This is a genomic window from Pseudomonas sp. PA-1-3F (assembly GCF_021609665.1).
Classification (GTDB): Bacteria; Pseudomonadota; Gammaproteobacteria; order Pseudomonadales; family Pseudomonadaceae; genus Aquipseudomonas; species Aquipseudomonas paracarnis.
The window spans coordinates 62,177-80,438 of the sequence record NZ_WJZD01000027.1 but is presented as its reverse complement, the minus strand read 5'-3'; the positions used below and the strand labels follow the sequence as shown (position 1 = coordinate 80,438).

14 protein-coding genes and 4 tRNA genes are annotated in these 18,262 nt (G+C 55.3%); all 18 read left to right on the top strand.

Annotated features, from left to right (window positions below; genetic code table 11):
* Positions 1-223: 223 nt before the first annotated feature.
* The 18 genes from birA (at position 224) to fusA (ending at position 18,236) form a co-directional block, all read left to right on the top strand.
* Positions 224-1,183 (top strand): bifunctional biotin--[acetyl-CoA-carboxylase] ligase/biotin operon repressor BirA, encoded by a 960-nt coding sequence (gene birA / locus GIV26_RS19610; RefSeq protein ID WP_096142851.1) that lies wholly within the window; start codon positions 224-226, stop codon positions 1,181-1,183.
* Positions 1,173-1,922 carry a pantothenate kinase gene (locus GIV26_RS19605; protein ID WP_054896954.1) on the top strand — a complete coding sequence of 250 codons (750 nt, stop codon included), beginning with the start codon at positions 1,173-1,175 and terminating at the stop codon, positions 1,920-1,922. Before birA ends, GIV26_RS19605 begins: the two co-directional genes overlap by 11 nt.
* 7 nt (positions 1,923-1,929) lie before the next feature.
* A complete protein-coding gene (locus GIV26_RS19600) occupies positions 1,930-2,376 on the top strand; it encodes a hypothetical protein (protein ID WP_236281916.1) in 447 nt (148 codons plus the stop codon).
* A gap of 142 nt (positions 2,377-2,518) precedes the next feature.
* A tRNA-Tyr gene (locus GIV26_RS19595) sits at positions 2,519-2,603 on the top strand.
* Between the two features lie 24 nt (positions 2,604-2,627).
* Positions 2,628-2,701 (top strand) — tRNA-Gly (locus GIV26_RS19590).
* Positions 2,702-2,727: 26 nt separating this feature from the next.
* Positions 2,728-2,803 (top strand) — tRNA-Thr (locus tag GIV26_RS19585).
* Positions 2,804-2,946: 143 nt separating this feature from the next.
* Positions 2,947-3,022, top strand: a tRNA-Trp gene (locus GIV26_RS19580).
* A gap of 45 nt (positions 3,023-3,067) precedes the next feature.
* Entirely contained in the window at positions 3,068-3,436 is a 369-nt protein-coding gene (secE, locus tag GIV26_RS19575) for a preprotein translocase subunit SecE (RefSeq protein WP_071489830.1), read from the top strand.
* 9 nt (positions 3,437-3,445) lie between these two features.
* Positions 3,446-3,979, top strand: coding sequence for a transcription termination/antitermination protein NusG (nusG, locus tag GIV26_RS19570; protein ID WP_003176436.1), 534 nt, complete (start codon positions 3,446-3,448; stop codon positions 3,977-3,979).
* A 116-nt stretch (positions 3,980-4,095) separates the two neighbouring features.
* Positions 4,096-4,527 carry a 50S ribosomal protein L11 gene (gene rplK / locus GIV26_RS19565; RefSeq protein WP_003176435.1) on the top strand — a complete coding sequence of 144 codons (432 nt, stop codon included), beginning with the start codon at positions 4,096-4,098 and terminating at the stop codon, positions 4,525-4,527.
* Positions 4,527-5,222, top strand: a complete 696-nt coding sequence (gene rplA / locus GIV26_RS19560; protein WP_003176434.1) for a 50S ribosomal protein L1 — start codon at positions 4,527-4,529, stop codon at positions 5,220-5,222. Before rplK ends, rplA begins: the two co-directional genes overlap by 1 nt.
* A gap of 199 nt (positions 5,223-5,421) precedes the next feature.
* On the top strand, positions 5,422-5,922 hold the full coding sequence (gene rplJ / locus GIV26_RS19555) for a 50S ribosomal protein L10 (RefSeq protein WP_003232405.1): 501 nt from the start codon (positions 5,422-5,424) through the stop codon (positions 5,920-5,922).
* Between the two features lie 78 nt (positions 5,923-6,000).
* A complete protein-coding gene (rplL, locus tag GIV26_RS19550) occupies positions 6,001-6,366 on the top strand; it encodes a 50S ribosomal protein L7/L12 (protein ID WP_020302454.1) in 366 nt (121 codons plus the stop codon).
* A 219-nt stretch (positions 6,367-6,585) separates the two neighbouring features.
* Complete coding sequence (gene rpoB / locus GIV26_RS19545; protein ID WP_010206926.1) at positions 6,586-10,659, top strand: DNA-directed RNA polymerase subunit beta; 4,074 nt, start codon at positions 6,586-6,588, stop codon at positions 10,657-10,659.
* 64 nt (positions 10,660-10,723) lie between these two features.
* Entirely contained in the window at positions 10,724-14,923 is a 4,200-nt protein-coding gene (gene rpoC / locus GIV26_RS19540; RefSeq protein WP_003194653.1) for a DNA-directed RNA polymerase subunit beta', read from the top strand.
* Positions 14,924-15,139: 216 nt separating this feature from the next.
* Entirely contained in the window at positions 15,140-15,511 is a 372-nt protein-coding gene (gene rpsL, locus GIV26_RS19535) for a 30S ribosomal protein S12 (protein ID WP_002555494.1), read from the top strand.
* Positions 15,512-15,629: 118 nt separating this feature from the next.
* A complete protein-coding gene (gene rpsG, locus GIV26_RS19530) occupies positions 15,630-16,100 on the top strand; it encodes a 30S ribosomal protein S7 (RefSeq protein ID WP_002555493.1) in 471 nt (156 codons plus the stop codon).
* Positions 16,101-16,130: 30 nt separating this feature from the next.
* Positions 16,131-18,236 carry an elongation factor G gene (gene fusA, locus GIV26_RS19525; protein ID WP_003194651.1) on the top strand — a complete coding sequence of 702 codons (2,106 nt, stop codon included), beginning with the start codon at positions 16,131-16,133 and terminating at the stop codon, positions 18,234-18,236.
* Positions 18,237-18,262 lie beyond the last annotated feature (26 nt).

Sequence of the window (18,262 nt, the reverse complement as noted above, 5' to 3'; positions counted from 1 at the left end):
GCAGTGAAACGATGCATCGCCGATGGTAGTGTGGGGTTTCCCCATGTGAGAGTAGGTCATCGTCAAGATTAAATTCCGAAACCCCAATTGCGAAAGCAGTTGGGGTTTTGTTTTGGGCGCTCGAAAATCTGGTGGGGCGTCGATCATGACTGATATCCAGCCTTTCTATGCAATGACCCTGCGCATGGCTATCATGCGTGCCTCATTCTGTGGCGATATGTGCATGCTGACGTTGTTGAAACTTCTGAAAGATGGTCGCTTTCATTCTGGAGAAGCGCTTGGTGCCGCCCTAGGTGTCAGTCGCAGTGCCGTGTGGAAGCAGCTTCAGCATCTTGAGGCAGAATTGAATCTCCCCATTCATAAGATCCGGGGGCGCGGATATAGATTGGCTGCGCCATTGATGTTTTTGAATGCGCAGGAAATTTCTCAGAGGGCGGCTTCCTTGGCTTGGCCCGTTCACATTTTCGACTCCATTGACTCCACTAATGCTGAGGCTTTACGTCTTGTCGATGCGGGCAGTGCGGCTCCTTTTATTGTGCTATCGGAGCAGCAGACGGCTGGTAGGGGGCGACGAGGCCGCAAATGGGTCAGTCCATTTGCGCAAAACGTTTACTACAGCCTTGTATTGCGTGTTGAGGGCGGCCTGCGGCAACTGGAAGGGCTGAGTCTGGTGGTGGGGCTGGCAGTCCTGCAGGCTCTGCGTGAGTCGGGCGTGGAGGGCGCAGCTTTGAAGTGGCCAAACGACGTCCTGGTTGGGCACAAGAAAGTCTCAGGCATCTTGCTTGAGTTGGTGGGAGATCCCGCAGATATCTGTCACGTTGTGCTAGGGATAGGTATCAATGTGAATATGCAGAAGGCTGTAGAGGTTGATCAGCAGTGGACCTCGATGCAGCTCGAGACGGGCTCTTCTGTTGATCGCAATCACCTGGTGGCGCGACTGGGCTTGCAACTACAAGCCTACCTAGACCGACACAAGGCTGCGGGTTTTGCCGGGCTGCAAGCAGAATGGGAGCAGCATCACGCGTGGCAAGGGAAGAGTGTGTCGCTTATTGCGGGCGTCAATCAGATTGATGGGGTTGTGCTCGGTGTGGATTGTCAGGGCGCGTTGCGTTTGGATGTCGGTGGCGTTGAGAAAATATACAGCGGTGGTGAGCTAAGCCTGAGGTTGCGTGATGATTCTTGAGCTCGACTGTGGAAATAGCTTTATCAAGTGGCGTGTTCTTGAGTCGAGTGATGCAAGTGTCCGCGCCGAAGGCATCGCAGGTTCGGATATTGCGCTTATCGACAGTTTGGTGGCTTTGCCTGGTCTATTGCTCACGCGTTGTCGGTTGGTGAGTGTTCGCGCGCTTGAGGAGACCGATAAGTTGATAGCCGCGTTGGTAGGGGCATTTGGCGTTGCTGTTTCCTGTGCCACCTCTGCGCGAGAAATGAGCGGAGTGCGCAACGGCTACGAAGACTTCCAGCGCCTAGGAATGGATCGATGGCTGGCCATGCTAGGCGCGTTCAAGTTGGCGTCAGGTGCATGCCTGGTACTCGATTTTGGTACGGCGGCGACCGCAGATTTTATCGGTCCGGACGGTGAGCACCTGGGTGGTTTTATTTGTCCGGGTATGCCGCTTATGCGTAATCAACTGCGAACCCATACTCGCAAGATACGCTATGACGACGCGGCCGCTGAGCGGGCGCTGGAGCGTCTCTCTCCAGGTCGCACGACCGTAGAGGCCGTCGAGCGTGGTTGTACGCTCATGCTTAGAGGTTTCGTGCTGACTCAGCTCGAGTTGGCGCGAGGCTATTGGGGGGAGGATTTCACGGTCTTCCTCACTGGAGGCGATGCCGACCTGGTCAGGGATGCTGCGCCTCAGGCTCGGCTGGTCCCGGACCTGGTGTTTGTTGGTTTGGCGATGGCGTGTCCTTTGTCTTGAGGTGATTATGCGCTGGCTGTTTTTACTTTTACTGGTTCTCAATATTTTTTATTACGTCTGGCATCAGCAAGAGGCGCCATTGCGGGCCAAGGATGTCACGCCCTTGAATCTCCATCGAGGAGCGCAGCAAGATATTCGCCTCTTGAGTGAGTCGGCAGATGCGGTGGCTCGGCGTGATCGAGCGAGGTCGGCGGAGGCGCAGAATACCTGCTTGTACATCGGTGGTTTCTCGGATCGACGCCAGGCCTCTTCTCTTGAGCAGAGGCTCACGAGCCTGGATATAAAGGTCACGGTCCAGTTGCTGAATGCACAGAGCGCCTCGGGTTATTGGTTGCGTGTGGCCCCTGAAAGCCGTCGCCTGGCTGACGATCTGCCCTTTGAAAGCCTTGCTAATGAATTCAATGAGTTAAAACATAAAATAATGCTGTGCGAAGGCATTGCAACTCTCGAATAGTTTGCATAGAATGGCGCCCGCTTCGCAGTGAAGACCTTTAAGGGCTACAGTGCAAAGCTACCGTCAATGCAGCTAACCTCATAATTTAAATGAGAAAATGCTTGACAGAAGGTCGGCGTGATGTAAAATGCCGGCTCGCTTAGGAGGGGTTCCCGAGCGGCCAAAGGGATCAGACTGTAAATCTGACGTCTACGACTTCGAAGGTTCGAATCCTTCCCCCTCCACCATTTTTAGCGTGAGCTGCAAGCTCCGCGGGTATAGTTTAGTGGTAGAACCTCAGCCTTCCAAGCTGATGATGCGGGTTCGATTCCCGCTACCCGCTCCAAGTTTGCAGGTTGTGCAAGATGTTTCGCTCTTGTAGCTCAGTTGGTAGAGCACACCCTTGGTAAGGGTGAGGTCAGCGGTTCAAATCCGCTCAAGAGCTCCATATGACAAGGCAGATATGAAAATATCTGCCTTTGTTTTAACAGCTGCCTCGGCTTGAATGTTGTTCGATGTTTCAGGTCTTGTGGGGTTGGTTGTTGTAAAGTCTTTTTCAGGCCTGCATAATGGTCGGCCTGATTTTGTTTTAGGTCAGTAGCTCAATTGGCAGAGCGACGGTCTCCAAAACCGTAGGTTGGGGGTTCGATTCCCTCCTGACCTGCCAGATTCACGTGGTGTGTCTGGCTTTCTTTTCACAGGATCTTCATAGATGACTCCTAAGGCTGAAGCTCAAAGCTCTCGTTTCGATCTGGTAAAGTGGCTCGCTGTAGTCGCCTTGGTGGTCGTAGGCGTTGTTGGCAATCAGTACTATTCTGCTTCGCCGATCCTGTACCGTGTACTCGCTTTGCTTGCCCTCGCTGCTGTAGCTGCCTTTGTAGGCCTGCAGACTGCCAAAGGCAAGTCCTTCGCGATACTGGTTAAGGAAGCTCGCACCGAAATCCGTAAAGTCGTTTGGCCGACTCGCCAAGAAACCACTCAGACCACATTGATTGTCGTGGCTGTTGTTCTGGTTATGGCGTTGCTGTTGTGGGGGCTTGATTCCCTGCTCGGCTGGCTTGTTTCCTTGATTGTTGGCTAAGGGTGTCCCGTGGCTAAGCGTTGGTACGTTGTGCATGCTTACTCGGGTTACGAGAAGCATGTTATGCGCTCTTTGCTGGAGCGCGTAAAGCTGGCAGGCATGGAAGATGGCTTCGGCGAAATTCTGGTTCCCACTGAAGAAGTGGTTGAAATGCGGAATGGGCAGAAGCGCAAAAGCGAACGCAAGTTCTTCCCTGGCTACGTGCTGGTACAAATGGACATGAACGAAGGTACTTGGCACTTGGTCAAGGATACCCCTCGCGTCATGGGCTTTATTGGCGGTACTGCCGACAAGCCTGCTCCGATCACCGACAAAGAGGCGGAAGCAATTCTGCGTCGTGTTGCTGACGGTAGCGACAAGCCCAAGCCGAAGACATTGTTCGAGCCGGGTGAGGTTGTTCGCGTTACAGATGGTCCGTTCGCTGATTTTAACGGTACGGTCGAAGAAGTTAACTACGAAAAGAGCCGGATCCAAGTGGCAGTGCTCATTTTCGGTCGCTCTACCCCGGTAGAGTTGGAGTTCAGCCAGGTCGAAAAGGTCTAGCTGGGCAAGCATCCCAACCCCGCAGCCTAGGCTGTGGGGTTTTGTCGTCACTGGGATAAACGCGCAAGTAACCGGGGAGCCTTTCGAGGCGTTTGAACCCGTAATTGGAGTGCCTCATGGCCAAGAAGATTACCGCTTACATCAAGCTGCAAGTGAAGGCCGCTCAGGCCAACCCTAGCCCACCCGTCGGTCCAGCTCTGGGTCAGCACGGCGTGAACATCATGGAATTCTGCAAGGCCTTCAACGCCCGTACTCAGGGTCTTGAGCCAGGTCTGCCGACTCCAGTGATCATCACTGTATACAGCGACCGTAGCTTCACCTTCGAAACCAAGTCGACCCCGGCTTCGGTTTTGCTGAAGAAAGCTGCCGGTCTGACCAGCGGTTCCGCTCGTCCTAACACCGTTAAGGTTGGCACTGTAACCCGTGCTCAGCTGGAAGAAATCGCGAAAACCAAAAACGCGGATCTGACTGCAGCTGATATGGATGCAGCCGTGCGTACCATCGCCGGTTCTGCTCGTAGCATGGGCCTTAACGTGGAGGGTGTGTAATGGCTAAGCTGACCAAGCGCCAAAAGGCTATCGCCGGCAAAATCGAAGCGGGCAAGTCCTACAACTTCGTAGACGCTGCTGCCCTGCTGACCGAGCTGTCGACTGTCAAGTTCAGCGAGTCTGTTGACGTTGCTGTGAACCTGGGCGTTGACCCACGTAAATCCGACCAGGTCGTTCGTAGCGCTACTGTGCTGCCACACGGTACTGGCAAGACTGTACGTGTTGCCGTCTTCACCCAAGGCCCAGCTGCTGAAGCTGCTCTGGCCGCTGGTGCTGATCGCGTTGGCATGGATGACCTGGCTGCCGAAATGAAAGGCGGCGACCTGAACTATGACGTCGTAATTGCTTCCCCGGATGCAATGCGCGTTGTAGGTCAGTTGGGTCAGATCCTCGGTCCACGTGGCCTGATGCCTAACCCTAAAGTCGGCACCGTAACTCCAGACGTAGCTACCGCGGTTAAAAACGCCAAGGCTGGTCAGGTTCGTTATCGCACCGACAAAAACGGCATCATTCACACCTCCGTTGGCAAAGTCGGCTTCGATGCCGTCAAGCTGAAGGAAAACGTTGAAGCCCTGATCGCTGATCTGAAGCGTATCAAGCCTGCTTCTTCGAAAGGTATCTACGTCAAGCGCGTTACCCTGAGCACCACTATGGGCCCAGGCCTGGTCATCGACCAAGGCTCGCTGGACGTATAAGACATAAATTGGCGCGAGCAATTGCGCCAATTGAAAGATTGGGGTCCCTGCCTGGCGGGGGCTATCCAAGACCGTAGGCGACGCAAGTCTTAAACCAACAAGCCTACGCAGATGGTGCTCCCGGTTCCTTACCGAATCAGACACCAAAACGACATCAGGCCTAGGCCAGATGAAACGGTAACAAGCAGGAGTTAAACCCGTGGCAATTAATCTCGAAGACAAGAAGGCCATCGTCGCTGAAGTCAACGAGGCTGCCAAAGCTGCTCTGTCCGCTGTCGTGGCTGATGCCCGTGGTGTGACAGTAGGCGCTATGACCGGACTCCGTAAAGAGGCTCGTGAAGCTGGCGTATACGTACGTGTTGTACGTAACACCCTGCTCAAGCGCGCCGTTGCTGACACTGAATACAGTGTTCTCAACGACGTGTTCACTGGCCCGACTCTGATCGCGTTCTCTAAAGATCATCCAGGCGCTGCTGCCCGTTTGTTCAAGGAATTCGCCAAGAGTCAGGATAAGTTCGAGATCAAGGCAGCTGCGTTCGAGGGCAAGTTCCTCGCAGCTAACCAAATCGACGTACTGGCAACACTGCCGACCCGCGACGAAGCCATTTCGCAGCTGATGAGCGTGATTCAAGGCGCTACCAGCAAGCTGGCTCGTACTCTGGCTGCAGTTCGCGAGCAAAAAGAAGCTGCCGCAGCCTAAGGCTGAGCAACCTCTCTCGCGTATTTTTGTTTATTTCGATGGCCGCGTAGGCCGTCCCCCAATTCAGGAAATACAGCAATGTCTATCTCCCAAGACGATATCCTCAACGCCGTAGCTGAAATGTCGGTTCTGCAGGTTGTTGAGCTGATCAAAGCTTTCGAAGAAAAATTCGGCGTTTCCGCTGCCGCTGCTTCCGCCGGTCCAGCTGCTGCTGCTGCCGTTGTTGAAGAGCAAACCGAATTCAACGTCATGCTGACCGAAGCTGGCGAGAAGAAAGTAAACGTGATCAAGGCAGTACGTGAACTGACCGGTCTGGGCCTGAAAGAAGCCAAGGCTGTAGTTGACGGCGCTCCTGCCATGGTTCTGGAAGCTGTTACTAAAGACGCAGCTGACAAAGCCAAAGCTACTCTGGAAGAAGCAGGCGCTAAAGTCGAGCTGAAGTAAGCATCGACCTTGCGTCTCCAGTCCAAGCGTTAAGCTGAAGGCTGATGGCTGGTGGCTCTTGCCACCGGCCTTTTTCCGTTCTTGGCTGTCGACTCGGTCGCCGCCATTAACGCGCTGTAGCCACCCGAAGCGGTGGTGCAAACCATGGGGTTTGCAAGATTTTCTGGCTGCTCCCGTCGGAGGGGCCAAACAAGCAGGTGACCAAGCTGGGGAACGCTGATGGCTTACTCATATACTGAGAAAAAACGTATCCGCAAGGACTTTAGCAAGTTGCCGGACGTCATGGATGTCCCGTACCTTCTGGCTATCCAGCTGGATTCGTATCGTGAATTCTTGCAGGCGGGAGCGACCAAAGATCAGTTCCGCGACGTGGGCCTGCATGCGGCCTTCAAATCCGTTTTCCCGATCATCAGCTACTCCGGCAATGCTGCGCTGGAGTACGTCGGTTATCGCCTGGGCGAACCGGCATTTGATGTCAAAGAATGCGTGTTGCGTGGCGTTACGTACGCCGTACCTTTGCGGGTAAAAGTCCGTCTGATCATTTTCGACAAAGAATCGTCGAACAAAGCGATCAAGGACATCAAAGAGCAAGAAGTCTACATGGGCGAAATCCCATTGATGACCGAGAACGGTACCTTCGTAATCAACGGTACCGAGCGTGTAATCGTTTCCCAGCTGCACCGTTCCCCGGGCGTGTTCTTCGACCACGACCGCGGCAAGACGCACAGCTCCGGCAAACTCCTGTACTCCGCGCGGATCATTCCGTACCGCGGTTCGTGGTTGGACTTCGAGTTCGACCCGAAAGACTGCGTGTTCGTACGTATCGACCGTCGTCGCAAGCTGCCGGCCTCGGTACTGCTGCGCGCACTCGGCTATACCACTGAGCAAGTGCTGGACGCTTTTTATACCACCAACGTATTCAGCCTGAAGGATGAAACCCTCAAGCTGGAGCTGATCGCTTCGCGTCTGCGTGGTGAAATTGCCGTCCTGGACATCCAGGATGAAAAAGGCAAGGTCATCGTTGAGGCTGGCCGTCGTATCACTGCGCGCCACATCAACCAGATCGAAAAAGCCGGTATCAAAGAGCTGGAAGTGCCTCTGGACTACGTTCTGGGTCGCACTACCGCCAAGGTCATCGTTCACCCGGCTACAGGCGAAATCCTGGCTGAGTGCAACACCGAGCTGAACACCGAGATCCTGGCCAAAATCGCCAAGGCCCAGGTTGTTCGCATCGAGACCCTGTACACCAACGATATCGACTGCGGTCCGTTCATCTCCGACACACTGAAGATCGACTCCACCAGCAACCAATTGGAAGCGCTGGTCGAAATCTATCGCATGATGCGTCCTGGTGAGCCGCCAACCAAAGACGCTGCCGAAACCCTGTTCAACAACCTGTTCTTCAGCCCTGAGCGTTATGACCTGTCTGCGGTCGGCCGGATGAAGTTCAACCGTCGTATCGGTCGTACCGAGATCGAAGGTTCGGGCGTGCTGTGCAAGGAAGACATCGTCGCGGTATTGAAGACTTTGGTCGACATCCGTAACGGCAAAGGCATCGTCGATGACATCGACCACCTGGGTAACCGTCGTGTTCGCTGCGTAGGCGAAATGGCCGAGAACCAGTTCCGCGTTGGCCTGGTGCGTGTTGAGCGTGCGGTCAAAGAGCGTCTGTCGATGGCTGAAAGCGAAGGCCTGATGCCGCAAGACCTGATCAACGCCAAGCCAGTGGCTGCGGCGGTGAAAGAGTTCTTCGGTTCCAGCCAGCTTTCGCAGTTCATGGACCAGAACAACCCGCTCTCCGAGATCACCCACAAGCGCCGTGTTTCTGCACTGGGCCCGGGCGGTCTGACCCGTGAGCGTGCTGGCTTTGAAGTCCGTGACGTACACCCGACGCATTACGGTCGTGTATGCCCGATCGAAACGCCGGAAGGTCCGAACATCGGTCTGATCAACTCCCTGGCTGCCTATGCGCGCACCAACCAGTACGGCTTCCTCGAAAGCCCATACCGTGTGGTGAAAGACGCCCTGGTCACCGACGAGATCGTATTCCTGTCCGCCATCGAAGAAGCTGATCACGTGATCGCTCAGGCTTCGGCCACGATGAACGACAAGAAAGTCCTGGTCGACGAGCTGGTAGCTGTTCGTCACTTGAACGAGTTCACCGTCAAGGCGCCGGAAGACGTCACCTTGATGGACGTTTCTCCGAAGCAGGTAGTTTCGGTTGCAGCGTCGCTGATCCCGTTCCTGGAACACGATGACGCCAACCGTGCGTTGATGGGTTCCAACATGCAGCGTCAAGCTGTACCGACCCTGCGTGCTGACAAGCCGCTGGTAGGTACCGGCATGGAGCGCAACGTAGCACGTGACTCCGGCGTTTGCGTCGTGGCTCGTCGTGGCGGCGTGATCGACTCCGTTGATGCCAGCCGTATCGTGGTTCGTGTTGCCGATGACGAAGTAGAAACTGGCGAAGCCGGTGTCGACATCTACAACCTGACCAAATACACCCGCTCGAACCAGAACACCTGCATCAACCAGCGTCCGCTGGTGAGCAAGGGTGATCGCGTTCAGCGTAGCGACATCATGGCCGACGGCCCGTCCACCGACATGGGTGAACTGGCTCTGGGTCAGAACATGCGCATCGCGTTCATGGCATGGAACGGCTTCAACTTCGAAGACTCCATCTGCCTGTCCGAGCGTGTGGTTCAAGAAGACCGCTTCACCACGATCCACATCCAGGAACTGACCTGTGTGGCGCGTGATACCAAGCTTGGGCCTGAGGAAATCACTGCAGACATCCCGAACGTGGGTGAAGCTGCACTGAACAAGCTGGACGAAGCCGGTATCGTTTATGTAGGTGCTGAAGTTGGCGCTGGCGACATCCTGGTCGGTAAGGTCACTCCGAAAGGCGAGACCCAACTGACGCCGGAAGAGAAGCTGCTGCGTGCCATCTTCGGTGAAAAAGCCAGCGACGTTAAAGACACCTCCCTGCGTGTACCTACCGGTACCAAGGGTACTGTCATCGACGTACAGGTCTTCACCCGTGACGGCGTTGAGCGTGATGCTCGTGCACTGTCCATCGAGAAGACCCAGCTCGACGAGATCCGCAAGGATCTGAACGAAGAGTTCCGTATCGTTGAAGGCGCGACCTTCGAACGTCTGCGTTCCGCTCTGGTAGGCCACAAGGCTGAAGGCGGCGCAGGCCTGAAGAAAGGTCAGGACATCACCGACGAAATCCTCGACGGTCTTGAGCACGGCCAGTGGTTCAAACTGCGCATGGCTGAAGATGCTCTGAACGAGCAGCTCGAGAAGGCCCAGGCCTATATCGTTGATCGTCGCCGTCTGCTGGACGACAAGTTCGAAGACAAGAAGCGCAAACTGCAGCAGGGCGATGACCTGGCTCCAGGCGTGCTGAAAATCGTCAAGGTTTACCTGGCAATCCGTCGCCGCATCCAACCGGGCGACAAGATGGCCGGTCGTCACGGTAACAAGGGTGTGGTTTCTGTGATCATGCCGGTTGAAGACATGCCGCACGATGCCAATGGCACCCCGGTCGACGTCGTCCTCAACCCGTTGGGCGTACCTTCGCGTATGAACGTTGGTCAGATCCTTGAAACCCACCTGGGCCTCGCGGCCAAAGGTCTGGGCGAGAAGATCAACCGCATGATCGAAGAGCAGCGCAAAGTCGCAGACCTGCGTAAGTTCCTGCACGAGATCTACAACGAGATCGGCGGTCGCAACGAAGAGCTGGACACCTTCTCCGACCAGGAAATCCTGGATCTGGCGAAGAACCTGCGCGGCGGCGTTCCAATGGCTACCCCGGTGTTCGACGGTGCCAAGGAAAGCGAAATCAAGGCCATGCTCAAACTGGCAGACCTGCCAGAAAGCGGCCAGATGCAGCTGTTCGACGGCCGTACCGGCAACAAGTTCGAGCGCCCGGTTACTGTTGGCTACATGTACATGCTGAAGCTGAACCACTTGGTAGACGACAAGATGCACGCTCGTTCTACCGGTTCGTACAGCCTGGTTACCCAGCAGCCGCTGGGTGGTAAGGCTCAGTTCGGTGGTCAGCGTTTCGGGGAGATGGAGGTCTGGGCACTGGAAGCATACGGTGCTGCATACACTCTGCAAGAAATGCTCACAGTGAAGTCGGACGATGTGAACGGTCGTACCAAGATGTACAAAAACATCGTGGACGGCGATCACCGTATGGAGCCGGGCATGCCCGAGTCCTTCAACGTGTTGATCAAAGAAATTCGTTCCCTCGGCATCGATATCGATCTGGAAACCGAATAACACGTGACGCGAATCGAGAGCGGGGCTGTTTAGCCCGCTCTCTGCTCCGCCAGGAGGAAAGGCCTTGAAAGACCTACTGAATTTGCTGAAAAACCAGGGTCAAGTCGAAGAGTTCGACGCCATCCGTATTGGGTTGGCATCGCCTGAGATGATCCGTTCGTGGTCGTTCGGTGAAGTTAAAAAGCCGGAAACCATCAACTACCGTACGTTCAAACCTGAGCGTGACGGCCTGTTCTGCGCCAAGATCTTTGGCCCGGTAAAGGATTACGAGTGCCTGTGCGGTAAGTACAAGCGCTTGAAGCACCGTGGTGTGATCTGCGAGAAGTGCGGCGTTGAAGTTGCGCTGGCCAAGGTTCGTCGTGAGCGCATGGCGCACATCGAACTGGCTTCGCCGGTTGCCCACATCTGGTTCCTGAAATCGCTGCCGTCCCGTATCGGCTTGCTGATGGACATGACCCTGCGTGATATCGAACGTGTTCTCTACTTCGAGAGCTATGTCGTTATCGATCCAGGCATGACCACCCTTGAAAAAGGTCAGCTGCTGAACGACGAGCAGTACTTCGAAGCGCTTGAAGAGTTCGGCGACGATTTCGATGCCCGCATGGGTGCCGAAGCTGTCCGCGAGCTGCTGCACGCTATCGACCTGGAGCACGAGATTGGTCGTCTGCGTGAAGAGATTCCGCAAACCAACTCCGAAACCAAGATCAAGAAGCTGTCCAAGCGTCTGAAGTTGATGGAAGCCTTCCAGGGTTCCGGCAACTTGCCAGAGTGGATGGTGCTGACCGTTCTGCCGGTTCTGCCGCCAGACCTGCGTCCGCTGGTACCGTTGGACGGTGGTCGTTTCGCGACGTCCGACCTCAACGACCTGTACCGCCGCGTGATCAACCGTAACAACCGCTTGAAGCGCCTGCTTGATCTGTCCGCTCCGGACATCATCGTGCGCAACGAAAAGCGTATGTTGCAAGAAGCGGTCGATGCCCTGCTCGACAACGGTCGTCGTGGCCGCGCTATCACCGGTTCCAACAAGCGTCCTCTGAAATCCTTGGCTGACATGATCAAGGGTAAGCAAGGCCGTTTCCGTCAGAACTTGCTCGGTAAGCGTGTTGACTACTCCGGTCGTTCGGTAATTACCGTAGGCCCGACCCTGCGCCTGCACCAGTGCGGTCTGCCTAAGAAGATGGCACTCGAGCTGTTCAAGCCGTTCATCTTCGGCAAGCTGGAAATGCGCGGTCTTGCGACCACCATCAAAGCGGCCAAGAAAATGGTCGAGCGCGAACTGCCAGAGGTTTGGGACGTTCTCGCTGAAGTGATCCGCGAACACCCGGTTCTCCTCAACCGTGCACCGACCCTTCACCGTCTGGGTATCCAGGCGTTTGAACCTGTACTGATCGAAGGTAAGGCTATCCAGCTGCACCCTCTGGTCTGTGCTGCGTACAACGCCGACTTCGACGGCGACCAAATGGCCGTGCACGTACCGCTGACACTGGAAGCCCAGTTGGAAGCGCGTGCGTTGATGATGTCGACCAACAACATCCTGTCGCCAGCCAACGGTGAGCCAATCATCGTTCCGTCGCAGGACGTTGTATTGGGTCTGTACTACATGACTCGTGAAGCGATCAACGCCAAAGGCGAAGGTCGTGTGTTCGCTGACCTGCAAGAAGTTGACCGTGTGTTCCGTGCTGGCGAAGCCGCACTGCACGCCAAGGTCAAGGTGCGGATCCACGAAACCGTCAACGACCGTGACGGCGGCAGCGTGAGCAACACCCGTATCGTCGACACTACTGTCGGCCGTGCGCTGTTGTATCAGGTTGTGCCAAAAGGTCTGTCGTACGACGTCGTCAACCTGCCGATGAAGAAAAAGGCGATCTCCAAGCTGATCAACCAGTGCTACCGCGTGGTTGGTTTGAAAGAGACCGTTATCTTCGCTGACCAGTTGATGTACACAGGTTTCGCTTACTCGACTATCTCCGGCGTTTCCATCGGCGTTAACGACTTCGTTATCCCGGATGAAAAAGCCCGCATCATCAGTGCTGCCACTGACGAAGTGAAAGAGATCGAGAGCCAGTACGCCTCCGGCCTGGTAACCCAGGGCGAGAAGTACAACAAGGTGATCGACCTTTGGTCCAAGGCCAACGACGAAGTGTCCAAGGCGATGATGGCCAACCTCTCGAAAGAGAAAGTCATCGACCGTCACGGCGACGAAGTTGACCAAGAGTCCTTCAACTCGATGTACATGATGGCCGACTCGGGCGCACGGGGTTCTGCTGCGCAGATCCGTCAGCTCGCCGGTATGCGTGGCCTGATGGCCAAGCCGGACGGTTCCATCATCGAAACGCCGATCACTGCGAACTTCCGTGAAGGTTTGAGCGTACTTCAGTACTTCATCTCCACTCACGGTGCTCGTAAGGGTCTTGCGGATACCGCGTTGAAAACCGCTAACTCCGGTTACCTGACTCGTCGTCTGGTAGACGTTGCACAAGATCTGGTTGTAACCGAGATCGATTGCGGCACCGAGCACGGCCTGCTGATGACGCCGCACATTGAAGGCGGTGACGTTGTAGAGCCGCTGGGTGAGCGCGTATTGGGTCGTGTTATTGCCCGTGACGTGTTCAAGCCAGGTACCGAGGAAGTTATCGTTCCTGCCGGCACCCTGGTTGACGAGAAGTGGGTCGAGTTCATCGAACTCAACAGCATCGACGAAGTGATCGTTCGCTCGCCGATCAGCTGCGAAACCCGCTACGGCATCTGCGCCAAGTGCTATGGCCGTGACTTGGCTCGTGGTCACCAGGTGAACATCGGTGAAGCGGTCGGCGTTATCGCTGCCCAGTCCATCGGTGAGCCGGGTACCCAGCTGACCATGCGTACGTTCCACATCGGTGGTGCGGCAAGCCGGACCTCCGCAGCTGACAGCGTTCAGGTGAAGAATGGCGGTACCGTCCGTCTGCATAACCTCAAGCACGTTGAGCGAGTGGATGGTCACCTGGTTGCTGTGTCCCGTTCCGGTGAGCTGGCCATCGCTGATGACTACGGTCGTGAGCGTGAGCGTTACAAGCTGCCGTACGGTGCTGTGATTTCGGTTAAAGAAGGTGACAAGGTCGACGCTGGCGCAATCGTGGCCAAGTGGGATCCGCACACTCACCCAATCGTTACCGAAATGAAAGGTACCGTGACCTACGTGGGCATGGAAGAAGGCATCACGATCAAGCGTCAGACTGACGAATTGACCGGTATGACCAACATTGAAGTACTCGACGCCAAAGATCGTCCAGCTGCTGGTAAGGACATCCGTCCTGCCGTGAAGATGGTCGATGACAACGGCAAGGATCTGTTGCTGCCAGGCACTGACGTAATCGCTCAGTACTTCCTGCCAGCCAACGCCCTGGTCGGTGTAGCGGATGGTGCGAAGATCGCGATCGGTGATGTTATCGCGCGTATCCCGCAAGAAACTTCGAAGACCCGTGACATCACCGGTGGTCTGCCGCGTGTTGCCGACTTGTTCGAAGCTCGTCGTCCGAAAGAAGCGTCGATTCTGGCTGAAGTCAGCGGCACCATCGCGTTCGGTAAAGAAACCAAAGGCAAGCGCCGTCTGGTTATTACCCCGAACGACGGTAGCGATCCGTATGAAGAGCTGATTCCGAAGTGGCGTCACCTGAACGTGTTCGAAGGCGAACAGGTAAACCGCGGCGAAGTTATCTCCGACGGTCCGAGCGATCCACACGACATCCTGCGTCTGCTGGGTGTGAGTGCGCTGGCCAAGTACATCGTTAACGAGATCCAGGACGTTTACCGTCTGCAAGGCGTGAAGATCAACGACAAGCACATCGAGACCATCCTGCGTCAGATGCTGCGTAAAGTTGAAATCGCTGAATCCGGCGATTCCAGTTTCATCAAGGGCGACCAGATGGAACTGACTCACGTACTGGTAGAAAACGAGCGCCTGGCGAACGAAGAGAAGTTTGTCTCCAAGTTCACTCGCGTGCTGCTGGGTATCACCAAGGCGTCGTTGTCCACTGAGTCGTTCATCTCGGCGGCCTCCTTCCAGGAGACCACTCGCGTACTGACCGAAGCAGCGGTAACCGGCAAGCGCGATTACCTGCGCGGCCTGAAAGAAAACGTAGTCGTGGGTCGTCTGATCCCGGCAGGTACCGGTTTGGCTTACCACAGCGAGCGTAAGCGTCGCCGTGATGCTGACAAGCCGCTGCGCGTAAGCGCCAGTGAAGTGGAAGCTGCACTGACCGAAGCGCTGAACTCAAGCGGTAACTGAGTTCTGCGATAGATGAGTCTGGGCCCTGGCACTCCCGTTCGTCGGATCGAGGCATTTTTGCCCCGGTTCGACGCGAGGGGAGGTCGGGGCCTTGCCTTGACTGGGGACAAGATCCTCTTTAGACTCTTGTACCCCTAAATTTGGCGGGAATTCGTTCCTGCCATTTTGCTTTTCTTGCAAGACAATAGCGTCGCAAGACAACAGTGGAGCTAGTAGATGGCAACTATCAACCAGCTGGTACGTCAGCCGCGTAAGCGTATCGTCGAGAAATCCGACGTACCTGCGCTGCAGAACTGCCCGCAACGTCGTGGCGTATGCACCCGTGTGTATACCACCACGCCGAAAAAACCTAACTCGGCACTGCGTAAAGTATGCCGTGTGCGTCTGACCAACGGTTTCGAGGTTTCCTCGTACATCGGCGGTGAAGGCCACAACCTGCAAGAGCACAGCGTGGTACTGATCCGCGGCGGTCGTGTAAAAGACTTGCCAGGTGTTCGTTATCACACCGTACGCGGTTCCTTGGATACTTCCGGCGTTAAAGGTCGTAACCAGGGTCGTTCGAAGTACGGTACCAAGAAGCCTAAGTAGTAGCGGCTTTTTGTAAACCTGAATCATCTTATTTTCTGAGTCGATAAGAGTAAGGTCGGAGGCGTCCCGAAAGGGCACCGATTCCGAGCGAACCTGAAGACCGTTTGAGGGCTTATCCATGCCAAGAAGACGCGTAGCAGCCAAGCGCGAAGTGCTTGACGATCCAAAATACGGAAGCCAAATCCTGGCCAAGTTCATGAACCACGTGATGGAAAGCGGCAAGAAAGCCGTTGCCGAGCGTATCGTTTATGGCGCGCTGGAAAAGGTTAAAGAACGCAAGAACAGCGACCCCCTGGAAATCTTCGAGAAAGCTCTCGACGCCATCGCTCCGCTGGTCGAAGTGAAGTCGCGCCGTGTAGGCGGTGCTACTTACCAGGTTCCGGTTGAAGTTCGCCCGTCCCGTCGTAACGCTCTGGCAATGCGCTGGTTGGTAGACTTCGCCCGTAAGCGCGGCGAGAAGTCTATGGCTCTGCGTTTGGCCGGCGAACTGTTGGACGCTGCTGAAGGTAAAGGTGCTGCTGTTAAGAAGCGTGAAGACGTGCACCGTATGGCTGAAGCCAACAAAGCTTTCTCGCACTACCGCTTCTAATTTTAGCTTCACTAATTTTGCGAGGGCTTTATGGCTCGTACTACTCCGATTAGCCGCTACCGTAACATCGGTATCGTCGCTCACGTGGATGCTGGTAAAACCACCACCACCGAGCGCGTACTGTTTTACACCGGCAAAAGTCACAAAATGGGCGAGGTGCATGACGGCGCCGCGACCACAGACTGGATGGTTCAGGAGCAGGAGCGTGGTATTACCATTACTTCTGCTGCTATTACCGCCTTCTGGAAAGGTTCCGAGAAGCAGTACAAAGACGAGCATCGCTTCAACGTAATCGATACCCCGGGCCACGTAGACTTCACCATTGAAGTTGAACGTTCCCTGCGCGTACTCGACGGCGCTGTCGTTGTGTTCTGCGGCACCTCGGGTGTTGAGCCTCAGTCGGAAACCGTATGGCGTCAAGCCAACAAGTACGGTGTTCCACGTCTTGTTTATGTAAACAAGATGGACCGTGCTGGTGCCAACTTCCTGCGCGTGATCGGTCAGATCAAGCAGCGTCTGGGTCACACTCCGGTGCCTATCCAGTTGGCTATCGGTTCCGAAGACAACTTCCAGGGTCAGATCGATCTGATCAACATGGAAGCTGTTTACTGGAATGATTCCGACAAGGGTATGGTTCCTGTTCGTAAGCCTATCCCTGAAGAACTTCAGGAACTGGCTGACGAGTGGCGCAACAACATGGTTGAGGCTGCTGCCGAAGCCAGCGAAGAGCTGATGAACAAATACCTCGAAGGTGAAGAGCTCACCAACGTGGAAATCAAGGCCGCTCTGCGTCAGCGTACTATCGCTGGTGAGATCGTCTTGGCTGTTTGCGGTTCCTCGTTCAAGAACAAGGGTGTTCCCCTGGTTCTCGACGCCGTTATCGACTACCTGCCTGCTCCAACCGACATTCCTGCTATCAAGGGTTCCAACCCTGATAACGAGGAAGAAGAAATGGAGCGTCACGCCGATGACAACGAGCCGTTCTCGGCTCTGGCGTTCAAGATCGCTACCGACCCATTCGTGGGTACTTTGACCTTCGTTCGCGTTTACTCGGGCGTGTTGGCCTCCGGCGACGGCGTGATCAACTCGGTTAAAGGCAAGAAAGAGCGCGTGGGTCGTATGGTGCAAATGCACGCAAACGCCCGTGAAGAGATCAAGGAAGTACGCGCTGGTGACATCGCGGCCCTGATCGGCATGAAGGACGTCACCACTGGTGAGACTTTGTGCGACGCTGCCAAGCCAATCATCCTGGTTCGCATGGACTTCCCGGAGCCGGTTATTTCGGTTGCCGTAGAGCCTAAGACCAAGGATGACCAGGAAAAAATGGGTATCGCTCTGGGCAAGCTTGCTCAGGAAGATCCATCTTTCCGCGTCAAGACTGATGAAGAGACTGGTCAAACGATCATCTCCGGCATGGGCGAGCTGCACCTGGACATCCTGGTTGACCGGATGCGCCGTGAGTTCAACGTCGAAGCCAACATCGGTAAGCCTCAGGTTTCCTATCGTGAGCGCATCACGAAGAACTGTGAAATCGAAGGCAAGTTCGTTCGTCAGTCCGGCGGTCGTGGTCAGTTCGGTCACTGCTGGATCCGTTTTGCTCCTGCTGACGAAGGTCAGGAAGGTCTGCAATTCGTGAACGAAGTAGTAGGTGGTGTTGTTCCTAAGGAATACATCCCTGCTATCCAGAAGGGTATCGAAGAGCAGATGAAGAACGGTGTTGTTGCCGGCTATCCGCTGATCGGCCTGAAAGCAACCGTTTTTGACGGTTCTTACCACGACGTCGACTCCAACGAGATGGCGTTTAAGGTGGCTGCTTCCATGGCAACCAAGCAACTGGCCCAGAAGGGCGGTGGTGAGTTGCTTGAGCCAATCATGGCGGTAGAGGTTGTTACACCTGAAGACTATATGGGTGATGTCATGGGCGACCTTAACCGTCGTCGCGGCATGATCTTGGGTATGGAAGACACGGTTTCCGGCAAAGTGATTCGCGCCGAGGTTCCGTTGGGCGAGATGTTCGGTTATGCGACCGACGTTCGTTCCATGTCCCAGGGTCGCGCAAGCTACTCTATGGAATTCAAAAAATACAACACAGCTCCGGCGCACATCGCTGAAACTGTATCCAAAAAACAAGGCTGATTCAGTCCTTTAGGCAAGGAGTTAAT

Coding starts and splice junctions, on each gene's coding strand:
- rplA (WP_003176434.1), top strand. CDS start 4,527: ATGGCTAAGCTGACCAAGCGCCAAAAGGCTATCGCCGGCAAAATCGAA.
- fusA (WP_003194651.1), top strand. CDS start 16,131: ATGGCTCGTACTACTCCGATTAGCCGCTACCGTAACATCGGTATCGTC.
- rplL (WP_020302454.1), top strand. CDS start 6,001: ATGTCTATCTCCCAAGACGATATCCTCAACGCCGTAGCTGAAATGTCG.
- rpsL (WP_002555494.1), top strand. CDS start 15,140: ATGGCAACTATCAACCAGCTGGTACGTCAGCCGCGTAAGCGTATCGTC.
- GIV26_RS19605 (WP_054896954.1), top strand. CDS start 1,173: ATGATTCTTGAGCTCGACTGTGGAAATAGCTTTATCAAGTGGCGTGTT.
- birA (WP_096142851.1), top strand. CDS start 224: ATGCTGACGTTGTTGAAACTTCTGAAAGATGGTCGCTTTCATTCTGGA.
- rplK (WP_003176435.1), top strand. CDS start 4,096: ATGGCCAAGAAGATTACCGCTTACATCAAGCTGCAAGTGAAGGCCGCT.
- secE (WP_071489830.1), top strand. CDS start 3,068: ATGACTCCTAAGGCTGAAGCTCAAAGCTCTCGTTTCGATCTGGTAAAG.
- rpsG (WP_002555493.1), top strand. CDS start 15,630: ATGCCAAGAAGACGCGTAGCAGCCAAGCGCGAAGTGCTTGACGATCCA.
- GIV26_RS19600 (WP_236281916.1), top strand. CDS start 1,930: ATGCGCTGGCTGTTTTTACTTTTACTGGTTCTCAATATTTTTTATTAC.
- rpoB (WP_010206926.1), top strand. CDS start 6,586: ATGGCTTACTCATATACTGAGAAAAAACGTATCCGCAAGGACTTTAGC.